A 20,545-nucleotide genomic window follows, 5' to 3' on the forward strand; every position below is an offset into this window, starting at 1 on the left:
AATGCATAAATACCCCGTCTCCATCAGCCTTTCCAGCTACGGCGCCGACCTGGTTCGCCAGCAGGGTCAATTGAGTTTTGTCGCGCTGCTGAGCGCCGCCGGTGCCCAGCGCATTGAATGGCGTGAAGAACTGCTCACCACCGAGCAACCGGCCGAACTGGCCCTGGCCGCTGCAGAACAAGGCCTGGAATCCGTATTTTCCTCGCCCTTGGAGCTGTGGGTCGCCGGCCGTGCCCAGCCCAATGCCGAGCTGGCCGCTACCCTGGACCGCGCCCAGGCCTTTGGCTCGGGCTGGCTGAAGGTCTCGCTCGGTTACTTCACCGATACCAACGATCTGGAAAGCCTGCACGCCCTGCTCAATCGCCACCCGGTCAAGCTGCTGGTGGAAAACGACCAAACCCTGCACGGCGGGCGCATTGAACCGATGCAACGGTTTTTCACCGAAGTCGAACGCCTGGGCCTGCCGGTGAAGATGACCTTCGACATCGGCAACTGGCAGTGGCAAGACCAGTCCGCGCTCACTGCTGCGCGGTTGCTGGGCCGGCATGTGGATTACCTGCACTGCAAGGCCGTGGCCCGTCGCGCTGACGGCAAGCTCGTGGCCTTGCCGCCGGGCGCCACCGACCTGCATCTGTGGGAACAACTGCTTAAACACATGACTCAAGGTATTACTCGGGCGGTGGAATTTCCGTTGCAGGGCGATGACCTGATCGAGGTCACCGCACAACAGGTAACGACCCTTGCCCGCCTTGGCCAACCCCATGTGGAGAACGCCCATGTCTGAGATCGATATCCTCTCGTTTGGCGAAACCATGGCGATGTTTGTCGCCGAACAGACCGGCGACCTGGCCCAGGTCGGGCAGTTTCACAAACGCATTGCCGGCGCCGACAGCAACGTCGCCATCGGCCTGTCGCGCCTGGGGTTCAACGTGGCCTGGCTGAGCCGCGTGGGTAACGACTCCCTCGGGCGTTTTGTGGTCGATACCCTGACCAAAGAGGGGCTCGATTGCCGCCATGTGGCCGTCGACCCGCTGCACCCCACCGGCTTTCAACTCAAGTCCCGTGAGGAAGCCGGCGCAGATCCTCAAGTGGAGTATTTTCGCCGAGGCTCGGCGGCCAGCCACTTGTCCATCGATGCCATCCACCCAGCGCTGCTGCAAGCCCGCCATCTACACGCCACCGGCATTCCGCCAGCGCTGTCCGATGCCACTCGCGCACTGTCGTTCGAGCTGATGGCGCAAATGCGCAAGGCCGGGCGCAGCGTGTCGTTCGACCCGAACCTGCGCCCGTCCCTGTGGGCCAGCCAGGCGCAGATGATCCGCGAAATCAATGCCCTGGCCGCTTTGGCCGACTGGGTCCTGCCGGGCTTGGGCGAGGGTCGCCTGCTCACTGGTTTTGACGACCCGCAAGACATCGCCGCGTTCTATCTCGACCAGGGCGCCGAAGCCGTGGCGATCAAGCTCGGCGCCGAGGGCGCCTATTACCGCACCCATATGGACCAGGGTTTTGTCGCCGCCATACCGGTGGCCAAGGTGGTGGATACCGTGGGTGCCGGCGATGGCTTTGCCGTGGGCATGATCAGCGCCCTGCTGGAAAACTTAAGCTTCCCCGAGGCCGTACAGCGCGGTAACTGGATCGGCAGCCGCGCCGTGCAGAGCCGCGGCGATATGGAAGGTTTGCCCAGCCGCGCAGAACTACCCACCCGATCCGTTGCGTGACCCATTACCTGTTGCCACAACTACAACAAGCTCAGGAGCAACCCCATGGAAACCGTGAAACTCGCCACCCGTCGCTGGTGGTACATCATGCCTATCGTGTTTATCACCTACAGCCTGGCCTACCTGGACCGCGCCAACTACGGCTTCGCCGCGGCGTCCGGCATGGCCGAGGACCTGATGATCACGCCGGGCATGTCTTCGCTGCTCGGCGCGCTGTTTTTCCTTGGCTACTTTTTCTTCCAGGTGCCGGGGGCGATCTACGCACAAAAGCGCAGCGTCAAGAAACTGATCTTCGTCAGCCTGATCCTCTGGGGCGGCTTGGCGACGCTGACCGGCGTGGTGTCCAACGCCTACATGCTGATCGTCATCCGCTTCATGCTCGGGGTGGTCGAGGCCGCCGTGATGCCGGCCATGCTGGTGTACCTGTGCCACTGGTTCACCCGTGCCGAACGCTCGCGGGCCAACACCTTCCTGATCCTCGGCAACCCGGTGACCATGCTGTGGATGTCGGTGGTGTCGGGCTACCTGGTGCAGCATTTCAGCTGGCGCTGGATGTTCATCATCGAGGGCCTGCCGGCGGTGTTGTGGGCGTTTATCTGGTGGAAGCTGGCCGATGAGCGCCCCAAGGATGCCAAGTGGCTGAGCGACGCCGAAAAGCGCAGCCTGGAAACCGCCCTCGCCGCCGAGCAGGTGGGAATCAAGGCCGTGAAGAACTACGCCGAGGCGTTCCGTTCGCCCAAGGTGATCATTCTCGCCCTGCAGTTTTTTTGCTGGAGCATTGGCGTGTACGGCTTCGTGCTGTGGTTGCCATCGATCCTCAAGGCCGGCTTGCAGATGGACATGGTCGAAGCCGGCTGGCTCTCGGCCCTGCCCTACCTGGCAGCGGTGATTGGCATGCTCGTGGTGTCCTGGGGTTCAGACAAGCTGCAAAAACGTAAACGTTTTGTCTGGCCGCCCCTGCTGATTGCGTCGATTGCCTTCTACGCGTCCTACGTGTTGGGCGCCGAACACTTCTGGTGGTCCTACACCCTGCTGGTGATCGCCGGGGCGTGCATGTATGCACCCTATGGTCCGTTTTTCGCCATTGTCCCGGAAATCCTGCCGGCCAACGTCGCCGGTGGCGCCATGGCACTGATCAACAGCATGGGCGCCCTGGGCTCGTTCGGTGGCTCGTACCTGGTGGGTTACCTCAACAGCAGCACCGGCTCGCCCGGCGCTTCGTACCTGCTGATGAGCGGCGCGCTGCTGCTTTCGGTGGTGCTGACGATTTTCCTCAAGCCCGGCGCCAGTGATCGCGCGCCGGCGCCAACCCTGGAGTTGAAGGTAAAGACCTCATGAAAAAGTCCGTTGTGTTGTACAAGAAACTCTCCGCGCCGCTGATGGCTCGCCTGCATGAGCAGGCCGAGGTCACGCTGATTGATGCACTGGATGAGACCGGCCTGGCCAAACTGCGCGATGCACTGCCCACCGCCCATGGCCTGTTGGGTGCAAGCCTGCGCCTGGATGCCCAGTTGCTCGACCTGGCACCCAAGCTGGAAGCAGTAGCCAGCGTCTCGGTGGGCGTCGACAACTACGACATCGATTACCTGACCCAACGCGGCATCCTGCTCAGCAACACCCCGGATGTGCTCACCGAAACCACCGCCGACACCGGTTTTGCGCTGATCCTGGCGACAGCCCGGCGCGTGGTGGAACTGGCCGACATGGTGCGCGCCGGGCAATGGAACAAAAACATCGGCCCGGCGCATTTTGGCAGTGATGTACATGGCAAGACCCTGGGCATCATCGGCATGGGCCGCATCGGCGAAGCCCTGGCCCAGCGCGGCCATTTTGGCTTCGGCATGCCGGTCATCTATCACAGCCACTCACCCAAGCCGGCGGTGGAGGCGCGCTTTGGCGCGCAGTACCGAAGCCTCAAGGATTTGCTCAAAGAGGCGGATTTTGTCTGCCTGACGTTGCCGTTGACCGCTGAGACCGAGAAGTTGATTGGCGCCGAGGAGTTTGCGCTGATGGGGCCAGAGACGATCTTTATCAATATCTCCCGAGGCAAGGTGGTGGATGAGGCAGCACTGGTGGAAGCGTTGCAGCAACGCACTATCCGCGCGGCGGGGTTGGATGTATTTGAGAAGGAGCCGCTGGATCACGCGTCGCCGTTGTTGCGGTTGAACAATGTGGTAGCCACGCCGCATATCGGCTCGGCCACCCATGAGACGCGGGAGGCGATGGCCAAGTGTGCGGTGGATAATCTGTTGGCGGCACTGGCTGGCGAAAAGCCGGTAAACTTGGTGAATCCAGGGGCATGGAGGCACTGACACAGCACAAGAGCAAAGGTGGGAGCTGGCTTGCCTGCGATAGCGGTAAGCCAAACCATGATGTGCTGACTGTTAGATTGCTATCGCAGGCAAGCCAGCTCCCACAGGGTTTTGTGGCGGCTGCTAGACGACGAACCTTGCCACCATCCCATTCAAATCCACCGCCAACCTCGACAGCTCATGGCTGGCCGCGCTGGTCTGGTTGGCGCCCGCCGCCGACTGGGTTGCCAGGTCGCGGATGTTGACCAGGTTGCGGTCCACCTCGCGGGAGACCTGAGCCTGTTCTTCCGAAGCGCTGGCAATCACCAGGTTGCGTTCGTTGATCAGGCTGATGGACGCCGTGATCTGCTCCAGTGAAGCGCCGGCCGCGCGTGCCATTTCCAGGGTGGTCTGGCTGCGCTGGTTGCTTTGTTGCATGGACTGCACCGCCTCACCGGTGCCGTTCTGAATGCCGGCGACCATTTTCTCGATTTCCTGGGTCGACTGCGCGGTGCGATGGGCCAGGGCGCGCACTTCATCGGCGACCACGGCAAAGCCACGTCCGGCCTCGCCGGCACGGGCGGCTTCAATCGCCGCGTTAAGCGCCAGCAGGTTAGTTTGCTCGGCAATCGCGCGGATCACATCCAGCACCTTGCCAATATCACGGCCCTGAGCGGCCAGGCCTTCGATCATCGCGGAGGTGTTCTGCACGTCCTGGGTCATGGTCTGGATCGCACCGACGGTTTCCATCACCCGATCACGGCCTTCCCGCGCCGCCTGGTTGGACTGCCCGGACGCCTCGGAGGTGGAAACCGCGTTACGCGCCACTTCCTCCACCGCCGCTGTCATCTCATTGACGGCCGTGGCGGCCTGGTCGATTTCATTGTTCTGCTGTTGCAGGCCACGGGACGCCTCCTCGGTGACCGCGCTCAACTCTTCCGCCGCCGAAGCCAGTTGCGTGGCCGAACCGGCGATGTGCTGGATGGTCTGGCGCAGGCTGGCTTGCATGGTCGACAGCGCACTGAGCAACCGCGCCGGTTCGTCCTTGCCATCGTCCTCGATGGTTTTGCTGAGGTTGCCGGCGGCAATGGTTTCAGCCACTTCCACGGCCTTGCGCAACGGGGTCACGATGCTGCGGGTCAGCAACCAGGCCAGCAACACGGTGAGCAATGCCGCCACCACGGAGACCGCCACCACTCCGGTGATCGCGCCCTCGTAGCTTTGCCCGGCATCTGCGTCGGCTTGCTTGGCATCGGCCGCATTGATGGCGATCAGCTTGTTCAGTTGCTCGCCCATCTGGTCGGTGCCGTCCTTGATGCGGCTGTTGATCAGGGCGCGCATCTCATCGACCTTGCCTTGTTTGGACAATGCCACCATCTCGGCCTGGGCTTTGAGGTAGTTGTCCAAGGTGACGCCAAAGGCCTTGTACAGCGCAGCCTCCTCCGGGCCGGCAGGCAGCGTGGCGTACTTGGCCTGGGCGGTCTTGACCTTGTCAGCCAGCACGCCAATGCGGGTCTCGGCTTCCTGCAGGGCGGCAGGTTCGCGATTGACCAGCACGCGAAACGACAGGATGCGCATGCGCAGCACGTTTTCGGTGATGGTGCCCAGGTGGGTCATGCTGGGCAGTTGGTTGGCGCTCATGTCCTGGGAGGATTGGCGCATTTGCGTCATACGGTTGACCGCAAACACGCCCAACAGCACCACCAGAACCGCAATGAAGGCAAAACCGATAAACGCGCGAGGGGCAATATTCAGGTGACGGAGGGACATAGGGCTGCTCTCAGAAGTAGTGTTTGCGAGCGTCCTTGCCGCGAAACGATCCGTCAGCGTCAACGCGCTGCCCAGACCTTGGTCACCACTGTTGTCGTTGTAGTGTGGGCCTATGCTTGATATCGGCTGGGGCACGGCTTTAGCGCAGGGTCTTTATAAATATTTTTTTACACTTCAGGCGCCTGGCACTTTCTGGCATCCTGCGCCTCCATTTTCTGACCCGAGCCATCATTTTGTCTGACGCTCAAGCCCCCCGCCCGCGCTATAAATCCGACCTCATGTACGGCCTGGAAGACCGCCCGCACTTCACCGCCGCGATTTTTGCCGCGTTGCAGCATGTGTTGGCGAGTTTTGTCGGCATCATCACGCCCACCCTGATCGTCGGCGGCGTACTGGGGCTGGAAAGCGAAGTGCCGTACCTGGTGAGCATGGCGCTGTTCGTCTCGGGGCTTGGCACCTTTGTGCAGGCGCGCACCTTCGGGCCGGTGGGTTCGGGGCTGTTGTGCCTGCAAGGCACCAGCTTTTCCTTTATCAGTGTGATTTTGAGCGCCGGGTTTATGGTCAAAGCCCGGGGCGGCGGCACCGATGAGATTCTCTCGACGATCTTTGGCATCTGCTTTTTCGCGGCGTTTATCGAAGTGGTGCTCAGCCAGTTCATCGGCAAACTGCGCAAACTGATCACCCCGGTGGTGACCGGCACCATCATCACCTTGATGGGCTTGTCGCTGATCAAGGTGGCGGTCACCGACATGGCTGGCGGCTATGGCGCCAGCGACCTGGGCGCCGCAGGCAACATGGGCCTGGCGGCCTTGGTGCTGCTGACCATCGTGGTGCTCAACCGCTTCAACAACCCGTTCCTGCGCCTGGGCTCGATCGTGATCGGTTTGACCCTGGGCTTTGTAGTGGCGTGGCTGCTGGGCCGCGTCGACATGGCCGCCCTGCCCCAAGTGCCGCTGATCAGCGTGCCCGTGCCGTTCAAGTACGGTTTCTCGTTCGATTGGGTAGCGTTTATCCCGGTGGCGGTGATCTTCCTGATTTCGCCCCTGGAAGCCGCCGGTGACCTGACCGCCAACTCGATGATTTCCCAGCAACCGGTCAAGGGCCCGCTGTATATCAAGCGCATCAAGTCCGGCCTGCTGGCCGACGGTCTCAACTCTGCAATGGCCGCCACCTTCAACAGCCTGCCGATGGTGACCTTTGCCCAGAACAACGGCGTGATTCAATTGACCGGCGTGGCCAGCCGCTACGTGGCGTACTTCATTGCTGGCCTGCTGGTGCTGCTGGGGCTGTTCCCGATGATCGGCGCGGTGCTGCAACTGATGCCCAAGCCCGTATTGGGTGGCGCGACCCTGATCATGTTCGGCACCGTGGCCGTGGCCGGCATCAAGATCCTCGCTGAAGCGGGCCTGCATCGGCGTAATGTGCTGATCGTGGCGATCTCCCTCGGCATGGGCCTGGGCGTCGCCGCGGTGCCGGAAGTGCTGCGCGAGCTGCCCAAGGCGCTGCACAACATCTTCGAATCGCCGATCACCGTGGGCGCATTCTGTGCAATCCTGCTGAACATTTTCCTGCCCGAAGAGTTCATAGAGTTGGAAGAAGATGAATTCGAGCCGGAGTCCTCTACCCTCAAGGTCATGCAGGACCCGGACGTCACCCCAAAGTAGGAGCATTTCTCTATGCGCAAGCTCATGGTTCTATCGCTGTTGCTGCTGAGCTTGAGCGCGTGCGCACTGTTCCCCAACCGTGACCCGGTGAACATCAATGTGGTGGGCATCGAGCCGCTGCAAAGCCAGGACCTGGAAGTGCGCTTTGCCGTGAAGCTGCGGGTGCAAAACCCCAATGAAGCGGCAATCGACTACAACGGCGTGGCGCTGGACCTGGAGGTGAATGGCCGGCCACTCGCTTCTGGCGTCAGCGATCAGGCTGGCAGCATCCCACGTTTTTCTGAAACCGTGCTGATGGTGCCGGTCAGCGTTTCGGCGTTTTCGGTGTTGCGCCAGACCCTGGGCCTGAGCCAGACCCAAAGCCTGAACAACCTGCCCTACGTGCTGCGCGGCAAACTGGCGGGGGGCTTGTTTGGCACCATGCGTTTTGTAGAGCGTGGCACCCTGGACTTGCCGAACACCGCCACTTGGTAATCAGCCTCCAACCGACACTTTCCCTCGGGAACTCTGGGTGATCACCCGCGCAGAGTGGGCGAACGGAACCTAGTGTGGGAGCTGGCTTGCCTGCGATGGCGGTGCGTCAGTAACAGATGAATTGAATGACACGCCGCTATCGCAGGCAAGCCAGCTCCCACAGGTTGATTGCGTTTAGTCAGAGATATAGCGAACGCCTGGCTTGGCGCGCTCGTCCACCGTCAATTCAAAAATATCCGGCCGGGCGTAATGCCCCACTACGTCGTAGTCGTAGCGTGCCCGCACCAGATCATCGGTATTGATCTGCGCCGTCAACAAACCCGCCTCACCCACCAATGGCCCCGCCAAAATGTCGCCCATGGGCCCGACGATCACGCTGCCGCCGGCAATCAACGGACGGTCCACCGGCCAATTGGCAACCTCCACACCCAAGGCCTCGGGCGATGTCTGCACCTGGCAGGCACTGACCACAAAGCAACGCCCTTCATGGGCAATATGGCGCATGCTCACCTGCCACATGTCGCGCTCGTCCACGGTGGGCGCACACCACACCTGAACGCCCTTGGCGTACATCGCGGTGCGCAACAACGGCATCATGTTTTCCCAGCACACCGCGCCGCCGATACGCCCCACTGCGGTGTCGATCACCGGCAGGGTCGAACCGTCGCCCGTGCCCCAGATCAGCCGCTCGGTGCCGGTCGGCATCAGTTTGCGGTGCTTGGCCACCAGGCCGCCCGAGGGTTCGAAATACAACACCGTGCAGTACAGCGTGCTGCCACTGCGTTCGATCACGCCCAGCACCAGGCTGGCACCGGTACGCGCCGACAACCCGGCCAGCGCCTCGGTCTCTGGCCCCGGTACGTCGATGGCATTGGCAAAATACCGCGCAAAGGCTTCCCGGCCTTCGGGCAGGCGATACCCCAATTGCGTGCCAAAGCTTTCGCCCTTGGGATAGCCGCCCAGCAACGCCTCGGGCATAACCACCAAGTGCGCGCCACTGCGCTGGATTTGATCCTCATAGGCCAGGATCTGCGCCAGGGTGTCAGCCTTGCCGCCAGGCAAGGCGCCGATTTGCAGGGCTGCGACAGTCGATACAGGCATCAGGCTCACTCCGATAGATAGGGGTTGCCCATTCTCCGGCCAGACTCGATCATGAATAAAGCCCACCTCAGTGCTAAATGATATGAGCCAAATGAATATCGCCCAGGTTGACCTGAACCTGCTCAAAACCTTCGAAGCCCTGCACGACGAGTCCAGTGCCAGCCGTGCGGCGCTGCGCCTGGGTGTGACGCAGTCGGCGATCAGCGCGGGCTTGCGGCGCTTGCGTGAGCTGTACGGCGACCCTTTGTTCGTGCGCACCGGCCGCGGCCTGGCACCGACATTGCGGGCCAACCAGTTGAAACCGGTGATCAGTGAGGCATTGGATCGCTGCCGCCAGAGCCTGGCGATGATCAGCCCGCAAAACCTGCACTACGAGGGGCGCTCGGTGGTGCTGGGGCTGTCGGATGACTTCGAGATTGCCTATGGCCGAAGCCTGATGGAGGCCATCGCACTGCGCCTGCCCAAGCTACGGGTGATCTTTCGCCAGACCTACAGCCAGATCGTCGCCGCCGCCCTGCTCGACCGCACGCTGGACCTGGCCATTACCGCGGGCGGTTTTACCGAGCGCAGGCTGAGCCGACAGGTGCTGGGGGAAGGTGACTATCGTTGCCTGGTAGACCCCCATAGCCTGGCGCCGGGCCAGGAGACTATCGACCTGCAGGGGTTTGTCACTCGCGAGCATGTGCTGGTGTCGTCAGGTGGGTTTATCGGCATTACCGATGAAGGCTTGGCGGCGCACGGGCTGCGCCGCCACGTGTGTGCGTCCACCAGCCACTTCGCCGCGCTGCCGTATCTGCTCAAAGGCGGTACCGCAGTAGCAACCATTCCCGGGCATGCGGCCCACGCCATTGCGCAAATGACCGGCCTGCGCGTGCTGCCCTGCCCGCTGGCGCTGCCGCATTACCCGGTGGAGTTGGGCTGGCGTACCCAGGCTCAGCTGGACCCGTTGCTGCTCAAGGTGCGCGAAGCGATTGTGGCGTGCTTTACTTCGCCGCCGCCATCAGCTTATTGACTTCACTGCGTACCATGTTGGAAAACTCCGGCGGCGACATGCCGTCGAGTTCGGCACGCACCCATTCGGCCCACTTGCCCTTGCGCTTGGCGCGCTCACCGAACAACCGCGCGGCTTCGCCCTTGGCCTTGCCCAGGTTGGTTTGCCACAGGTCGTAGAGGCGCGACTTTTCATCTTCCAGCTCGGCGCGTTCGGCGAGGGTCTTGTTGGCGAGATTGAAGCTCATGTTGAATTACCTGCTGCACAAATAGGTGACATCTTACACTGTAGGTCCAAAGTTCCCGATCCGGATTTTGCCTCGGATGAGTGCCCCGGCAAAAAAACTGCAACTTTTGCCACCGCCCGATACTCCATTGTTCACTGCCACATCCACCTGCAAGGAGTCACTCAATGGCCCGCAAAACCGCCGCCCAAGCTGTCGAAGATCAAATCAAGGACCAAGCGTTCAGCGAACTGAGCGCGTTGATCGAAGAATCGGACAAACTGCTCAAAAGCAGCGCATCCCTGGTGGGCGAGGAAGGTGAAACTCTGCGCGAGCAGGTTGCCATCAAACTCAAGCAAGCCCTGGAATCGGTGTCCAACGTACGTGAACGCAGCAAGCCGGTCGTGGATGCCACCGAGACTTACATCGGTGGGCACCCATGGCAGACCGTGGCCATTTCCGCAGGCTTTGGCCTGGTGGTTGGCCTGTTGCTGGGTCGCCGTAACTGATCCATGGCGTGGCAGCGGTGCACCGCTGCCACGCCATTATTTCACTCCGCCAGTTCGCGCAACTGCTGCAGAACTGTCAAGTCCAACACAATCCCCTCCTGCAACGACTTCGCCCGTGCGCGATGGCGTCTATCCCCCGGCAACCGCCGCAGCCCCACCGCATGCATCTGCCGCACCAGTTCCTGGCTGCGCTCGGCGAAGCTTTGCCCGGCAGTTTTGGCTGGATCGATCACAATAAGCAACTGGCCGGTCCAAGGTGTCCGAGCGCCAGGATGATTGGCCCAGTCGAATTCAAAGGAAAAATTGCCGCCGGTCAAGGCCGCCGCCAGCAGTTCGACCATCATCGACAACGCCGAGCCCTTGTGCCCACCGAACGGCAGCAACGCGCCGCCTTCAAGGATGGCCTTGGGGTCCTGGGTCGGCTGGCCCAGGCTGTCAACACCGGTGCCCAAGGGCACGCGCTCACCGTTGCGGGCGGCTATCTGCACATCGCCATGGGCAATGGCGCTGGTGGCCAGGTCAAACACGATAGGGAACCCATCGGCCCGGGGGGCGGCAAACGCAATCGGATTAGTGCCGAACAGCGGGCGATCGGCGCCATGGGGCACCACGCACGTCATGCTATTGACCACGCTCAGGGCCACCAGCCCCTCCTCGGCAAAGGGCTCTACATCCGGCCACAGCGCGGCAAAGTGGTGAGAGTTACGAATAGCCAGCAAGGCGATCCCGGCGCTGCGCGCCTTCTGCACCAAGAGGCTGCGCGCCGCCGCCAGTGCCGGCTGGGCAAAGCCGTTATCGGCATCCACACGCAAAAATCCCGAGGCCACGTCCTCAACCACCGGCACAGCCTTGCCATTTACCCAGCCGCTGTTGAGGGTGGACACGTAGCCGGGAATACGGAACACACCATGGCTGTGCGCACCATCGCGTTCAGCACTGGCGCAATTATGGGCGAGTACGCCAGCCACCTCATGCGAGGTGCCGTGCTTGACGAAAACCTGTTGCAGCAATGCCACAAGCTCTTTGAAGTCGATGGACGTTGAAACGGTCGGAGACTGCGCAGACATTTGAAGCTCCGTTTTTATGATTGGAAGGGGCAACGAATGGAGATCCAGACAATCGATTAGACACCACGCACGACGCCCGCTGTCAACTTGCAGAATTGCGCCTGCCGGCCAGAGATGCACGTCTACTCACTCGACGCAGAGCGTCGGTGGTCTCTCTTCTGATGTGGGGGCCTGAGCAGGCCCCCAGCGGGTCAATCAGTCTTTCTGGTCACGCAGCACGTTGCCGGAAGCGCCGTCGATGCGCGCCTCATACACGATGCCATCGGACTTGCGGCCTTTGACTTCCCAATAGCCATTGTCATCCGCTTCAGCGGCGTAGACCTCAATGTAGCCGGCCTTGGTTTTCGCCACCTCGATGGCTTTCTCAATGGTGATCCAGCCTGCACCCGGCTTGTCGGCCATGGCGGCGCCAGCGCTCAATAGCGCGGAAGTAGCACACAGGGCGATCAAGGTTTTCTTCAACATTTTCGTACTCCATAGTGGACGACAGGTTAATTCCTGATTTTTTAGGCGCACGCAAACAAGAATAAGTTCCAATTGATGTGCAATCGCCATGATGGCGGTTCTCGCCGTCCACCTTGGGAGGTTAGAATGTGGGAAATCAGGATGAGTTAATGAGCGAAAAGCCCCTTTCAGAAACCGAATATGACGCCATCACCGACGCCGCCGCGCATTGGTGCATGCGCCTGCATGCTGCAGATTGCACGGCGGGCGAACGTCAGGCTTTTACCCAGTGGCACGATGCCCATCCGCTGCACGCCTTCGAATATGCGGCCATGCTTGAGATCTGGGACGTGGCCGATCATCTGCCCCGCGACAAGCCTGAGGCGGTGGTGGTCCCCCTCAAGAAGCCGCGCAGCCGCATGCGCACCTACGCGGTGGCCGCAGCGGTGTGCCTGGCGGCATTGCCGCTTGCTGCCTTCACCGGCTGGGAAGCGGGCTGGTTGCCCAGCTCATATGAACGGTTCGAAGCAGCCAATGGCTTGAAAAAAGTCACCCTGGGCGATGGCAGCCAAGTGGATTTGAACCTGGGCACCGAGTTGGTCTACAGCCATTACAAGGACCAGCGCCGTGTCACCCTGAAAAAGGGCGAAGCGTTCTTCAACGTCACCCACGACAGTAACCACCCGTTTATCGTGCGGGCCGGCGAAGGCCAGGTGCGAGTGACCGGCACGCAGTTCAATGTCTGGGAATATGAAGATCAGGTGCGGGTGATGTTACTGGAGGGCTCGGTGCAGATCTCCAGCGACGGCGAGCATGCCAGTGTGCCGCTTAGCCCAGGCATGCAAGCCAGTTTCCGCCAGGGTGACGCCACCCCGCAGGTCGCCGCTATTAATCCCGATGACACCGCGCTGGCATGGCGCCAGGGCAAGCTGGTGCTCGACAACCTGACCCTCACGGACGCCTTGCCCCTGATCAACCGCTACCTGAAAAAGCCGGTGATGCTCGCAGACGCCAGTACCGGAGCGATTCGCATCGGCGGTATCTACAATATCAACGAGGTCAACAACCTCGTGCCCTCCCTGCCCAAGGTGTTGCCGGTCTACCTGACCCAAAACCAGGACGGCAACCCCGTGCTCAATTCCATTCCGCGTAAAACCCCCAAGGGCTGAGCCCGCTTCCACGAAGCGGTACGTTTGGGCCGCGGGTGTCCATTTTTGAAACACCTCCCTCACCTGCATCGCCCGCCGTGTGCGGATTCATGGTTCTGTCACAGGCAGTGTTACATCGCTGAGACAGCGTGAGGTGAGCACAGGCATATCTCAAGCGGCCACGACTGTTTCAAACCTGAAACAGGGTTGCCATCACTTTGCCTCGACTTAAGCCCAACCCCTTGAATATCAACATCTAATAAAAAGCGGCACGCCTTCTGCTCTTTCCCTGACAACGCTGTTTAGGGTCAGCGTTAAGAATAAGGACTGCCGCCGTGAACACATTCACACACGCCTCGTCGATAAACGTACTGCTGATCAGTTGCGTGCTCAGTGCAGGTGTCAGCCTGACGAGCCAGGCAGGTGACGGTGTGATCGTGACCGGGCGTACGGTGCAGGGCCACATGTACGGGCGCACCTCCCTGCCCGACCCCTACCCCAATACCGCCAACGCCAACCCCAGCAAAGAGATCAACAGCGCCCTGACCGGCGAACTCAGTGACAGGGACATCGGCGGCATCAGCAGTGGTTCCAGCCTCGCCCGCTCCCTGCAGCCCAACGGCAGCTTGTCGGGCCTGGGCGCCACCCAAAACAGCATGTCGACACTTGGCGCTGGCGCAGCGGCAGGCCATGGTGCGGGCAGCGGCAGCAGCATGGGCGGGCAGATCAGCGACTCGGTCCAGCGTGGCATGGCGCCGTTGAACAACCTCGGCAGCATGATGGGGGGCAAGTGATGAAGCGCGCCCTGTTAGTACTTGCCCTGCTGGGCAGCGCCTCGGCAATGGCCGACAACAGCGCCGTGATCAACCACAGCGGCCAGCAATACGACGGTGTGCTGTCGATCAACCAGGCCGCCGGCACGGGGCAACAAATGTCCAACAGCCGCGCCATCGCGCTCGGTGGCCAGGCCACCAACGTCGACATCCAGCGCGTCGACGGCAAGGTCGACCCGTCCCTGAACGCTAAGGCCGCGATCCAGGGCAACTCATTCAGCAGTGGCAACGGTGTGCTGGGCATCAACCAGTCTGCCGGGGCTAATAACCAATCCATCAACGCTGTGCGGATCAGCCTCAACCCTGGCCCGCAGAGCATCGATGACAGCGTCCTGTTGCAACAGAACACGACGACGCTGACAACCGACTCAGGGCTCACCCCCACCACTGGCAGCCGCCAGGTCGTGACCAGCGACCAGGCCTTCACCGGCAGCCGAGGAGTGACACAGGTGAACCAGAGTGCCGGGGTGGGGAACCGAGTGGCTAACACCCTGGGCATCACTATCAAGTAACCGCTTGGTAGACGTTCGTTAGACCGTACCAACACTTAACCAACTAATTAGAAGCAAGGAGAAACACCATGAAACCTCAAATGGCTCTGAAACCAATGGTTTTCGCTCTCGCCGCACTCATGGCTGCTGCTGCTCAAGCGGGTGGCTGGCATCCAACCCCACAACCTACCGGTACTGTGGCCGCTGTGGTCACTGACGTACAAAAAAGCTCACACAACAAATTCGACGACACCAACACCGAGAACAACGCGTCAGCCGACAACTCGGTAAATAGCAACAGCGGTAATGTCGGGGTCAACGCACAATCAGGTTCCGGCAACCAGGCTGACAACGCCGGCGCCATCTCCAGTGCCAAAGGCGACTTCGCCACCGTGTTTGCAGTGATCGATGTCGACCAAGGCAGCTCGCATAACAACTTCGTCAACAAAGGCACGCAAAACAACGCCTCTCTGGACGGTTCCATCACCGGCAACTCGGGCAACGTGGGTTACAACGGCCAGGCCGGCCAGGGCAACCAGGGTAAAAACAACCTGGCCATCACCACCGCTGACGGCAAGAACATCGCAGCGGCTTCCAACACCGAGCAGAATTCGCTCAACAACAGCTACCTGAACACGGCCGCCAGCAGCCATGGTTATGGCAAGCCTCAGTACGTGTCCAACAACGCAAGCCTCGACAACTCGGTTAACCGCAACTCCGGCAACGTAGGTGTCAACCTGCAATCCGGTGCGGGCAACCAAGGCAGCAACAGCCTGTCGATCGGCCAAGGTTGCAGCGTCTGCGCCAGCGGTGTGCGCTTCTGATTCAACGGGGCCTTGGCGACAAGGCCCTTTTTTTATTCCAGTGTCCAACAGGTCATTCGATCATGCGTATCGCGACCCTTACCCTCTTGATGTTGCTCACCGGCACGACCTGGGCAGGCACCATGGCAATCTCCGCCATGCCCGGCGGTGCGGTGATTTTCAAGAAGGTCGAGAGTATTCGCGAGCGCCGGTTCGCCAACCTGGTGGAACAGAAAACCGATTTCAGCTGCGGTGCCGCGGCACTCGCCACCATCCTGCGCCAGGCCTATTGGCTGGACGTCGACGAAGCACACATCATCAAAGGCATGCTGGTCACCGCCGACCAGGACCTGGTACGAACCCAGGGTTTTTCCATGCTGGACATGAAGCGCTACCTCGAAAGCATCGGCATGCGTGCCCGGGGCTACAAGATCGCGCCCGAGACCCTGCTGACCGTGAAAATCCCCGTGGTGGTGCTGCTGGAAATCCGCGGCTACAAGCACTTCGTGGTGTTGCAACGGGCCGACAAGGACTGGGTGTACATCGGCGACCCCGTATTGGGCCACAAGCGCTATTCCCATGACGATTTCGTCAAAGGCTGGAATGGCATTGTCTTCGCCGTACTGGGCGAGGGTTACGACAAGGCCAACGTGTTGCTCGACCCGCCCCTGCCGCTGACCGCCAAGAGCCAGATGAATGAGTTCCGGCCTGTGGGCGATGCCGAGCTGATGGATTTCGGTTTTATCCAGAGCGACTTCTTCTAGAAGCGCAATAAGGGGCAGGACGCCCCAGGAGCAGCAGATGAACACTTCCCGTTGGCTGACGGTCTTGTGTCTGGCCGCCTCAATGCCTGCTTATGCGTCCTCGGGGTTCAAGCCCATCGAACTCAAGGACGCCGAAATGGCCGAGCTGCGTGGCCGTTACGTGATGCCGGGGCGCATCATCAGCTTTGGCATTGTCATGAGCAGCACCTGGACCAATGCCGTCGGTGACAACATCACCGGCACGGCCAACATGCAGATCGACAAGACCACCATTACGCCACAGTTCTACGTGCAAACCACCGGCTCGACCGGTACCGGCACGCGCCCCAACACAGGCACCGGAAATGTGGTCGGTGGTGCCGGCCTCGGAAGCGGCCAGGGCGTGACCCAAAGTGTACGCACCGCCGGCGATGGCAACGCCGCCTACAACAATGTGGGCATCAACGTCGAAAATGGAGTTACCCCCGCCAATAACCTGCAGTCCGGCCAGGTGCTTGTGGCAGGCGGCACAGTGACAGGGGACAGCGCCGCGGGCCGTGTCAGCGTATCGGCCAACAGTGGCGGCGTGCAGATGGCCATCCAGGCCAATCACAACCAGGGCAACAGCCTGCAACAGATCGGCGCGGGGAATGTGCTGCAGGGCACGGTATTGACCGGCGATAGCAACCTTGTCAGAAACATCACTCAGATCAATGTCGTGATGAACAATAACGGGCTGAACAACGCCGCGTTGAACTGCAACCTGGATCAACTCAAAGGCCTACGCACGCTCGGTTATTGAACTACGCTGACCCTCGACACTTTCGCATTAGAAAAGGACGGCTTATTTCATGCATCGATCGTTATCGCTACGTGCGGTGATTTGTTTGAGTACGCTCTTGCCCGCATCCGTGCTGTATGCCGCGCCAGACGCTGACATCGAAACCCTGAAGAAGGAACTCCTGGAACTCAAGCAACGCTACGACGTGCAGCAAAAAGCCCTGGCCGTGCTGGAGCAACGTGTGCGTCAGGTCGAGGACCAACCGGCGACGCCCGCCCCCAGGCGCCTGGCCAAATCACCGGCCGACTTCAAGAACGGCGCTAACACTGTCGCGGCTAGCGGTACGGGCGCCGCCGCGGCATCTGGTGGCGCTGGCGGGGGTGGCAGCTCCTACGGCCAGGCTCTCAAGGACGACTCGGCCCCTGCGCAAAGTGTGAGCAACCTGTACAACGAGGCCAGCGGCTTTTTCGGCAATGGCAAGTTCAGCGTGGAAACCGGCATCACCTATGCCCGTTATGACGCGCGCCAGTTGACACTCAATGGTTTCCTGGCGCTGGACTCGATTTTCCTGGGCAACATCAACCTGGACCGGATCAAGTCCGACAGCTGGACCCTGGACCTCACCGGGCGCTACAACGTCGACAACCGCTGGCAGTTCGACCTGAACGTGCCGGTGGTGTACCGCGAGTCCACCTACCAGTCGGGGGGCGCCGGCAACGACGCCACCGCCACCTCCGAAGGCTCCGTGACCCGCGACCCGACCATCGGCGATGTCAACTTTGGGGTGGCGTACAAGTTCCTCGACGAAACCTCGACCTTGCCGGATGCGGTGGTGTCGGTGCGCGTCAAGGCACCGACCGGCAAGGAGCCCTTCGGCATCAAATTGGTCCAGCAACCGAACAACGACAACCTCTACGTGCCCGAAAGCCTGCCTACGGGCAACGGGGTCTGGTCGGTCACACCGGGCATCTCCCTGGTCAAGACCTTCGACCCGGCCGTGCTGTTCGGTTCGTTGTCGTACACCCATAACTTTGAAGACTCTTTCGATGACATCAGCAGTCAAGTCAATCAGAAGGTGGGAGGCAAGGTACGCCTGGGCGACAGCTTCCAGTTCGGGGTCGGCGTCGCCTTTGCCCTGAACGAGAAGATGAGCATGTCGTTCTCGGTTTCCGACCTGGTGCAGCGCAAGAGCAAGCTCAAGCCGGATGGCGGCGATTGGCAGTCGGTGGTGTCCAGCGATGCCAACGCTGGCTATTTCAACGTGGGGATGACGATTGCTGCTTCGGATAACCTGACCATCGTGCCGAACCTGGCGATTGGCATGACCGATGATGCGCCGGACTTTACGTTCAGCCTGAAATTCCCGTATTACTTCTGATCGAGAGGCGAACGCAAAAAAATGTAGGAGCGAGCTTGCTCGCGAAAAACTCATAGGCGCCGCGTTCATTCAGGAAGCACGCGTTATCGTTGACGTTTTTCGCGAGCAAGCTCGCTCCTACAGAGGGCCTTGGGGCGCTATCGGCCCTAGCGGATCTGGTGTTTGTGCAGCAACCGGTAGAACGTCGGCCGGGAAATCCCTAGCACGCGGGCGGCGACACTGAGGTTGTCGCTGTGCCGGTTGAGCACATCGCACAGCGCCTGACGTTCGGCGCGGTGTTTATAGTCTTCCAATGTCGCCATCGGCGCCGACATGACTTGTTGGCCTTGCAGCCCCAGGTCAACCGCTTCGATCTGCCGCCCTTCGGCCAGCACCAGGCCGCGGCGCACGCGGTTGGCCAGTTCACGCACATTGCCCGGCCACGGGTGTTGCCCCATCGCCACCAAGGCCTCTTCGCTAAAACTGCGCGGGCGCCGCCCGGTTTCCTGGCTGTAGAAACGTGAAAAGTGGTTGGCCAGCATCGCCACGTCGCCATGGCGTTCGCGCAACGGCGCGGTGACCACTTGCAGCACATTCAGACGGTAATACAGGTCTTCGCGAAAAGCGCCCTTCTCCACCGCAGCCTCAAGGTTGACGTGGGTGGCGGCCAACACCCGTACATCCACCGGGATCGGCTGGCTGCCGCCAACGCGTTCGATGTGTTTTTCTTGAAGAAAGCGCAACAGGTTGGCTTGCAGCTCCATCGGCAGGTCGCCGATTTCATCGAGGAACAGGGTGCCGCCGTTGGCCGCTTCAATACGCCCGATCTTGCGCTGATGTGCGCCGGTAAACGCGCCTTTTTCGTGGCCAAACAGCTCGGACTGGATCAGGTGTTCAGGGATGGCCCCGCAATTGATCGCAACAAAGGGTTTGGCATGCCGCTGGGATTGGCGATGCAAGGTCTTGGCCACCAGCTCTTTGCCCGTTCCGCTGTCACCGCGGATCAACACTGGGGACTCCGTGGGCGCCAACTTGGACAACAATTTGCGCAGCTCACGAATGGGGCGGCTCTCGCCCAGCAACTCGTGGGGCTCATCCACCGGGGCGTAGCCCTTGCCGCGCAGGCGCGCCATGCCGAACGCGCGACCCAGGGTCACCTGCACCCGGGACACATCGAAGGGCAAGGTATGGAAGTCGAAAAACCATTCGCAGACAAAATCGCCGACATTCTGCAAGCGCAGCACATCCTGGCTGAGCACGGCGATCCACTCGGTGCCACTGCGACCAATCAACTCCTTGACCGCTTCGGGGCGCTCCAGGTGATCCCGCTGCAAGCGCAGCAGGCCCACATCGCAGGAGCGCTCCCCCACAGCCTCCAAGGCACAGCTGTCTACTTCCCAGCCGGCAGTGCGTAACCCGGGTAGTAGCCCGTGGCAGTCGTCACAGGGGTCGACCACCAATAAGCGGCGTTGGGCGGGTGTCGCAATCATGACTATTCCTTGGCGCCAATATTGTTAAAGTTATTTAGAAACAACAGTTTGTGGCGACTGTTGGTAACCCTAGCAAGATCTTGACGCTTACCTTGTACCATTTCGCTATAAGTGTGGGCAAAAAGCCATGCCTGTTTCGTAGCACGCCAGAAGTTGCTCGCCAGTGAAAGGCTTATGGCGCTTTCAAAACAGCCGCTTACATGACGTCAATCAGGGAAAGTTAAAATTTCTTGCCCTAGCATGTGACCCGCACCCCACCATCGTGCATCAGTACAAGTAACCCACCGCACGGTCAGCCCAACCGCCGGTACTCACTTGAATGGGCATACAGAGAGAAGACCCAAATGAACGCTCCGCTGCGCATCAACGAAGCTCTTTTGATTGCAGACCGTGCTTTCCAGCCCTTTCAGTGCGTGGCCTGGCACGATGGCGTTGGCGCCCTCAGCCTGAGCGTCATCGACCGTACCAATACCCGCATCGGCAGCAAACAGCTGTCCTCCACTGCGTATACCGACCCGGCCCAACTTGAAAACCTGTTATTGCAGGCCCGCGCCGAGCTCGATAAAGATGGCCACCAGTTGCAACACTGGGCAATGCCGAAGTAATTGCATGCAGCAACTTCCAGCCCAAGTAAAACTTGAGCTGGA

At 60.8% G+C, this 20,545-nt stretch carries 22 protein-coding genes; 16 read left to right on the top strand and 6 right to left on the bottom strand.

What is annotated here, in order from left to right; all coding sequences use genetic code 11:
- Window position 1: 1 nt before the first annotated feature.
- The 4 genes from ODQ19_RS19115 to ODQ19_RS19130 are packed head-to-tail and all read left to right on the top strand — an operon-like array spanning window position 2 to window position 4,030.
- Window positions 2-784: a sugar phosphate isomerase/epimerase family protein gene (locus tag ODQ19_RS19115; protein ID WP_330210941.1), complete on the top strand. Its 783-nt coding sequence runs from the start codon at window positions 2-4 to the stop codon at window positions 782-784.
- A complete protein-coding gene (locus tag ODQ19_RS19120; RefSeq protein WP_330210942.1) occupies window positions 777-1,718 on the top strand; it encodes a sugar kinase in 942 nt (313 codons plus the stop codon). The genes ODQ19_RS19115 and ODQ19_RS19120 overlap by 8 nt, the downstream gene beginning before the upstream one ends.
- A 45-nt stretch (window positions 1,719-1,763) precedes the next feature.
- Window positions 1,764-3,056 carry an MFS transporter gene (locus ODQ19_RS19125; protein WP_330210943.1) on the top strand — a complete coding sequence of 431 codons (1,293 nt, stop codon included), beginning with the start codon at window positions 1,764-1,766 and terminating at the stop codon, window positions 3,054-3,056.
- Window positions 3,053-4,030: a 2-hydroxyacid dehydrogenase gene (locus tag ODQ19_RS19130; protein WP_330210944.1), complete on the top strand. Its 978-nt coding sequence runs from the start codon at window positions 3,053-3,055 to the stop codon at window positions 4,028-4,030. Before ODQ19_RS19125 ends, ODQ19_RS19130 begins: the two co-directional genes overlap by 4 nt.
- Window positions 4,031-4,153: 123 nt before the next feature.
- On the opposite strand, the gene ODQ19_RS19135 is transcribed toward ODQ19_RS19130, so the two are convergent.
- Entirely contained in the window at window positions 4,154-5,779 is a 1,626-nt protein-coding gene (locus ODQ19_RS19135) for a methyl-accepting chemotaxis protein (protein WP_330210945.1), read from the bottom strand.
- A gap of 233 nt (window positions 5,780-6,012) precedes the next feature.
- On the opposite strand from ODQ19_RS19135, the gene ODQ19_RS19140 reads away from it, so the two are divergent.
- Window positions 6,013-7,443 carry a nucleobase:cation symporter-2 family protein gene (locus ODQ19_RS19140; RefSeq protein ID WP_003190912.1) on the top strand — a complete coding sequence of 477 codons (1,431 nt, stop codon included), beginning with the start codon at window positions 6,013-6,015 and terminating at the stop codon, window positions 7,441-7,443.
- 12 nt (window positions 7,444-7,455) lie between these two features.
- Complete coding sequence (locus ODQ19_RS19145; protein WP_116668210.1) at window positions 7,456-7,917, top strand: LEA type 2 family protein; 462 nt, start codon at window positions 7,456-7,458, stop codon at window positions 7,915-7,917.
- A gap of 174 nt (window positions 7,918-8,091) precedes the next feature.
- On the opposite strand, the gene ODQ19_RS19150 is transcribed toward ODQ19_RS19145, so the two are convergent.
- Window positions 8,092-9,018, bottom strand: coding sequence for a carbon-nitrogen hydrolase family protein (locus ODQ19_RS19150; RefSeq protein WP_330210946.1), 927 nt, complete (start codon window positions 9,016-9,018; stop codon window positions 8,092-8,094).
- A 91-nt stretch (window positions 9,019-9,109) separates the two neighbouring features.
- Here ODQ19_RS19150 and ODQ19_RS19155 point away from each other — a divergent pair, with 91 nt between their 5' ends.
- Entirely contained in the window at window positions 9,110-10,030 is a 921-nt protein-coding gene (locus tag ODQ19_RS19155; RefSeq protein WP_330210947.1) for a LysR family transcriptional regulator, read from the top strand.
- On the opposite strand, the gene ODQ19_RS19160 is transcribed toward ODQ19_RS19155, so the two are convergent.
- A complete protein-coding gene (locus ODQ19_RS19160) occupies window positions 10,002-10,256 on the bottom strand; it encodes a hypothetical protein (RefSeq protein ID WP_003190904.1) in 255 nt (84 codons plus the stop codon). The genes ODQ19_RS19155 and ODQ19_RS19160 overlap by 29 nt on opposite strands.
- A gap of 164 nt (window positions 10,257-10,420) precedes the next feature.
- On the opposite strand from ODQ19_RS19160, the gene ODQ19_RS19165 reads away from it, so the two are divergent.
- A complete protein-coding gene (locus ODQ19_RS19165) occupies window positions 10,421-10,741 on the top strand; it encodes a DUF883 family protein (RefSeq protein ID WP_019817806.1) in 321 nt (106 codons plus the stop codon).
- A gap of 41 nt (window positions 10,742-10,782) precedes the next feature.
- Here the strand turns inward: ODQ19_RS19165 and ODQ19_RS19170 are convergent, their stop codons facing one another.
- Together ODQ19_RS19170 and ODQ19_RS19175 are read right to left on the bottom strand one after the other, a co-directional pair.
- Window positions 10,783-11,808 carry an Ldh family oxidoreductase gene (locus ODQ19_RS19170; protein ID WP_116665667.1) on the bottom strand — a complete coding sequence of 342 codons (1,026 nt, stop codon included), beginning with the start codon at window positions 11,806-11,808 and terminating at the stop codon, window positions 10,783-10,785.
- A gap of 195 nt (window positions 11,809-12,003) precedes the next feature.
- The gene (locus ODQ19_RS19175; protein ID WP_014718736.1) at window positions 12,004-12,273 is read right to left on the bottom strand and encodes a PepSY domain-containing protein; all 270 of its coding nucleotides are present in this window, start codon (window positions 12,271-12,273) and stop codon (window positions 12,004-12,006) included.
- Window positions 12,274-12,422: 149 nt separating this feature from the next.
- Here ODQ19_RS19175 and ODQ19_RS19180 point away from each other — a divergent pair, with 149 nt between their 5' ends.
- The 7 genes from ODQ19_RS19180 (at window position 12,423) to ODQ19_RS19210 (ending at window position 18,429) form a co-directional block, all read left to right on the top strand.
- Window positions 12,423-13,421, top strand: a complete 999-nt coding sequence (locus tag ODQ19_RS19180; protein WP_330210948.1) for a FecR family protein — start codon at window positions 12,423-12,425, stop codon at window positions 13,419-13,421.
- A gap of 314 nt (window positions 13,422-13,735) precedes the next feature.
- Window positions 13,736-14,194: a hypothetical protein gene (locus ODQ19_RS19185; RefSeq protein WP_116665671.1), complete on the top strand. Its 459-nt coding sequence runs from the start codon at window positions 13,736-13,738 to the stop codon at window positions 14,192-14,194.
- Window positions 14,194-14,745 (top strand): adhesin, encoded by a 552-nt coding sequence (locus ODQ19_RS19190; protein WP_330210949.1) that lies wholly within the window; start codon window positions 14,194-14,196, stop codon window positions 14,743-14,745. The genes ODQ19_RS19185 and ODQ19_RS19190 overlap by 1 nt, the downstream gene beginning before the upstream one ends.
- Window positions 14,746-14,813: 68 nt before the next feature.
- Window positions 14,814-15,548, top strand: a complete 735-nt coding sequence (locus ODQ19_RS19195) for a hypothetical protein (RefSeq protein ID WP_330210950.1) — start codon at window positions 14,814-14,816, stop codon at window positions 15,546-15,548.
- A 62-nt stretch (window positions 15,549-15,610) separates the two neighbouring features.
- Window positions 15,611-16,291: a C39 family peptidase gene (locus ODQ19_RS19200; protein WP_019817800.1), complete on the top strand. Its 681-nt coding sequence runs from the start codon at window positions 15,611-15,613 to the stop codon at window positions 16,289-16,291.
- A 37-nt stretch (window positions 16,292-16,328) separates the two neighbouring features.
- On the top strand, window positions 16,329-17,072 hold the full coding sequence (locus ODQ19_RS19205) for a hypothetical protein (protein WP_116665674.1): 744 nt from the start codon (window positions 16,329-16,331) through the stop codon (window positions 17,070-17,072).
- Between the two features lie 49 nt (window positions 17,073-17,121).
- On the top strand, window positions 17,122-18,429 hold the full coding sequence (locus ODQ19_RS19210; protein WP_330210951.1) for a hypothetical protein: 1,308 nt from the start codon (window positions 17,122-17,124) through the stop codon (window positions 18,427-18,429).
- Between the two features lie 146 nt (window positions 18,430-18,575).
- On the opposite strand, the gene ODQ19_RS19215 is transcribed toward ODQ19_RS19210, so the two are convergent.
- Window positions 18,576-19,898 carry a sigma-54 dependent transcriptional regulator gene (locus ODQ19_RS19215; protein ID WP_116665676.1) on the bottom strand — a complete coding sequence of 441 codons (1,323 nt, stop codon included), beginning with the start codon at window positions 19,896-19,898 and terminating at the stop codon, window positions 18,576-18,578.
- A 344-nt stretch (window positions 19,899-20,242) separates the two neighbouring features.
- Between ODQ19_RS19215 and ODQ19_RS19220 the strand changes: the two genes are divergently transcribed.
- Entirely contained in the window at window positions 20,243-20,503 is a 261-nt protein-coding gene (locus ODQ19_RS19220) for a hypothetical protein (RefSeq protein WP_116665677.1), read from the top strand.
- The last annotated feature ends 42 nt before the right edge of the window (window positions 20,504-20,545 follow it).

This window comes from Pseudomonas sp. AM4(2022), assembly GCF_036346515.1.
GTDB lineage: Bacteria > Pseudomonadota > Gammaproteobacteria > Pseudomonadales > Pseudomonadaceae > Aquipseudomonas > Aquipseudomonas paracarnis.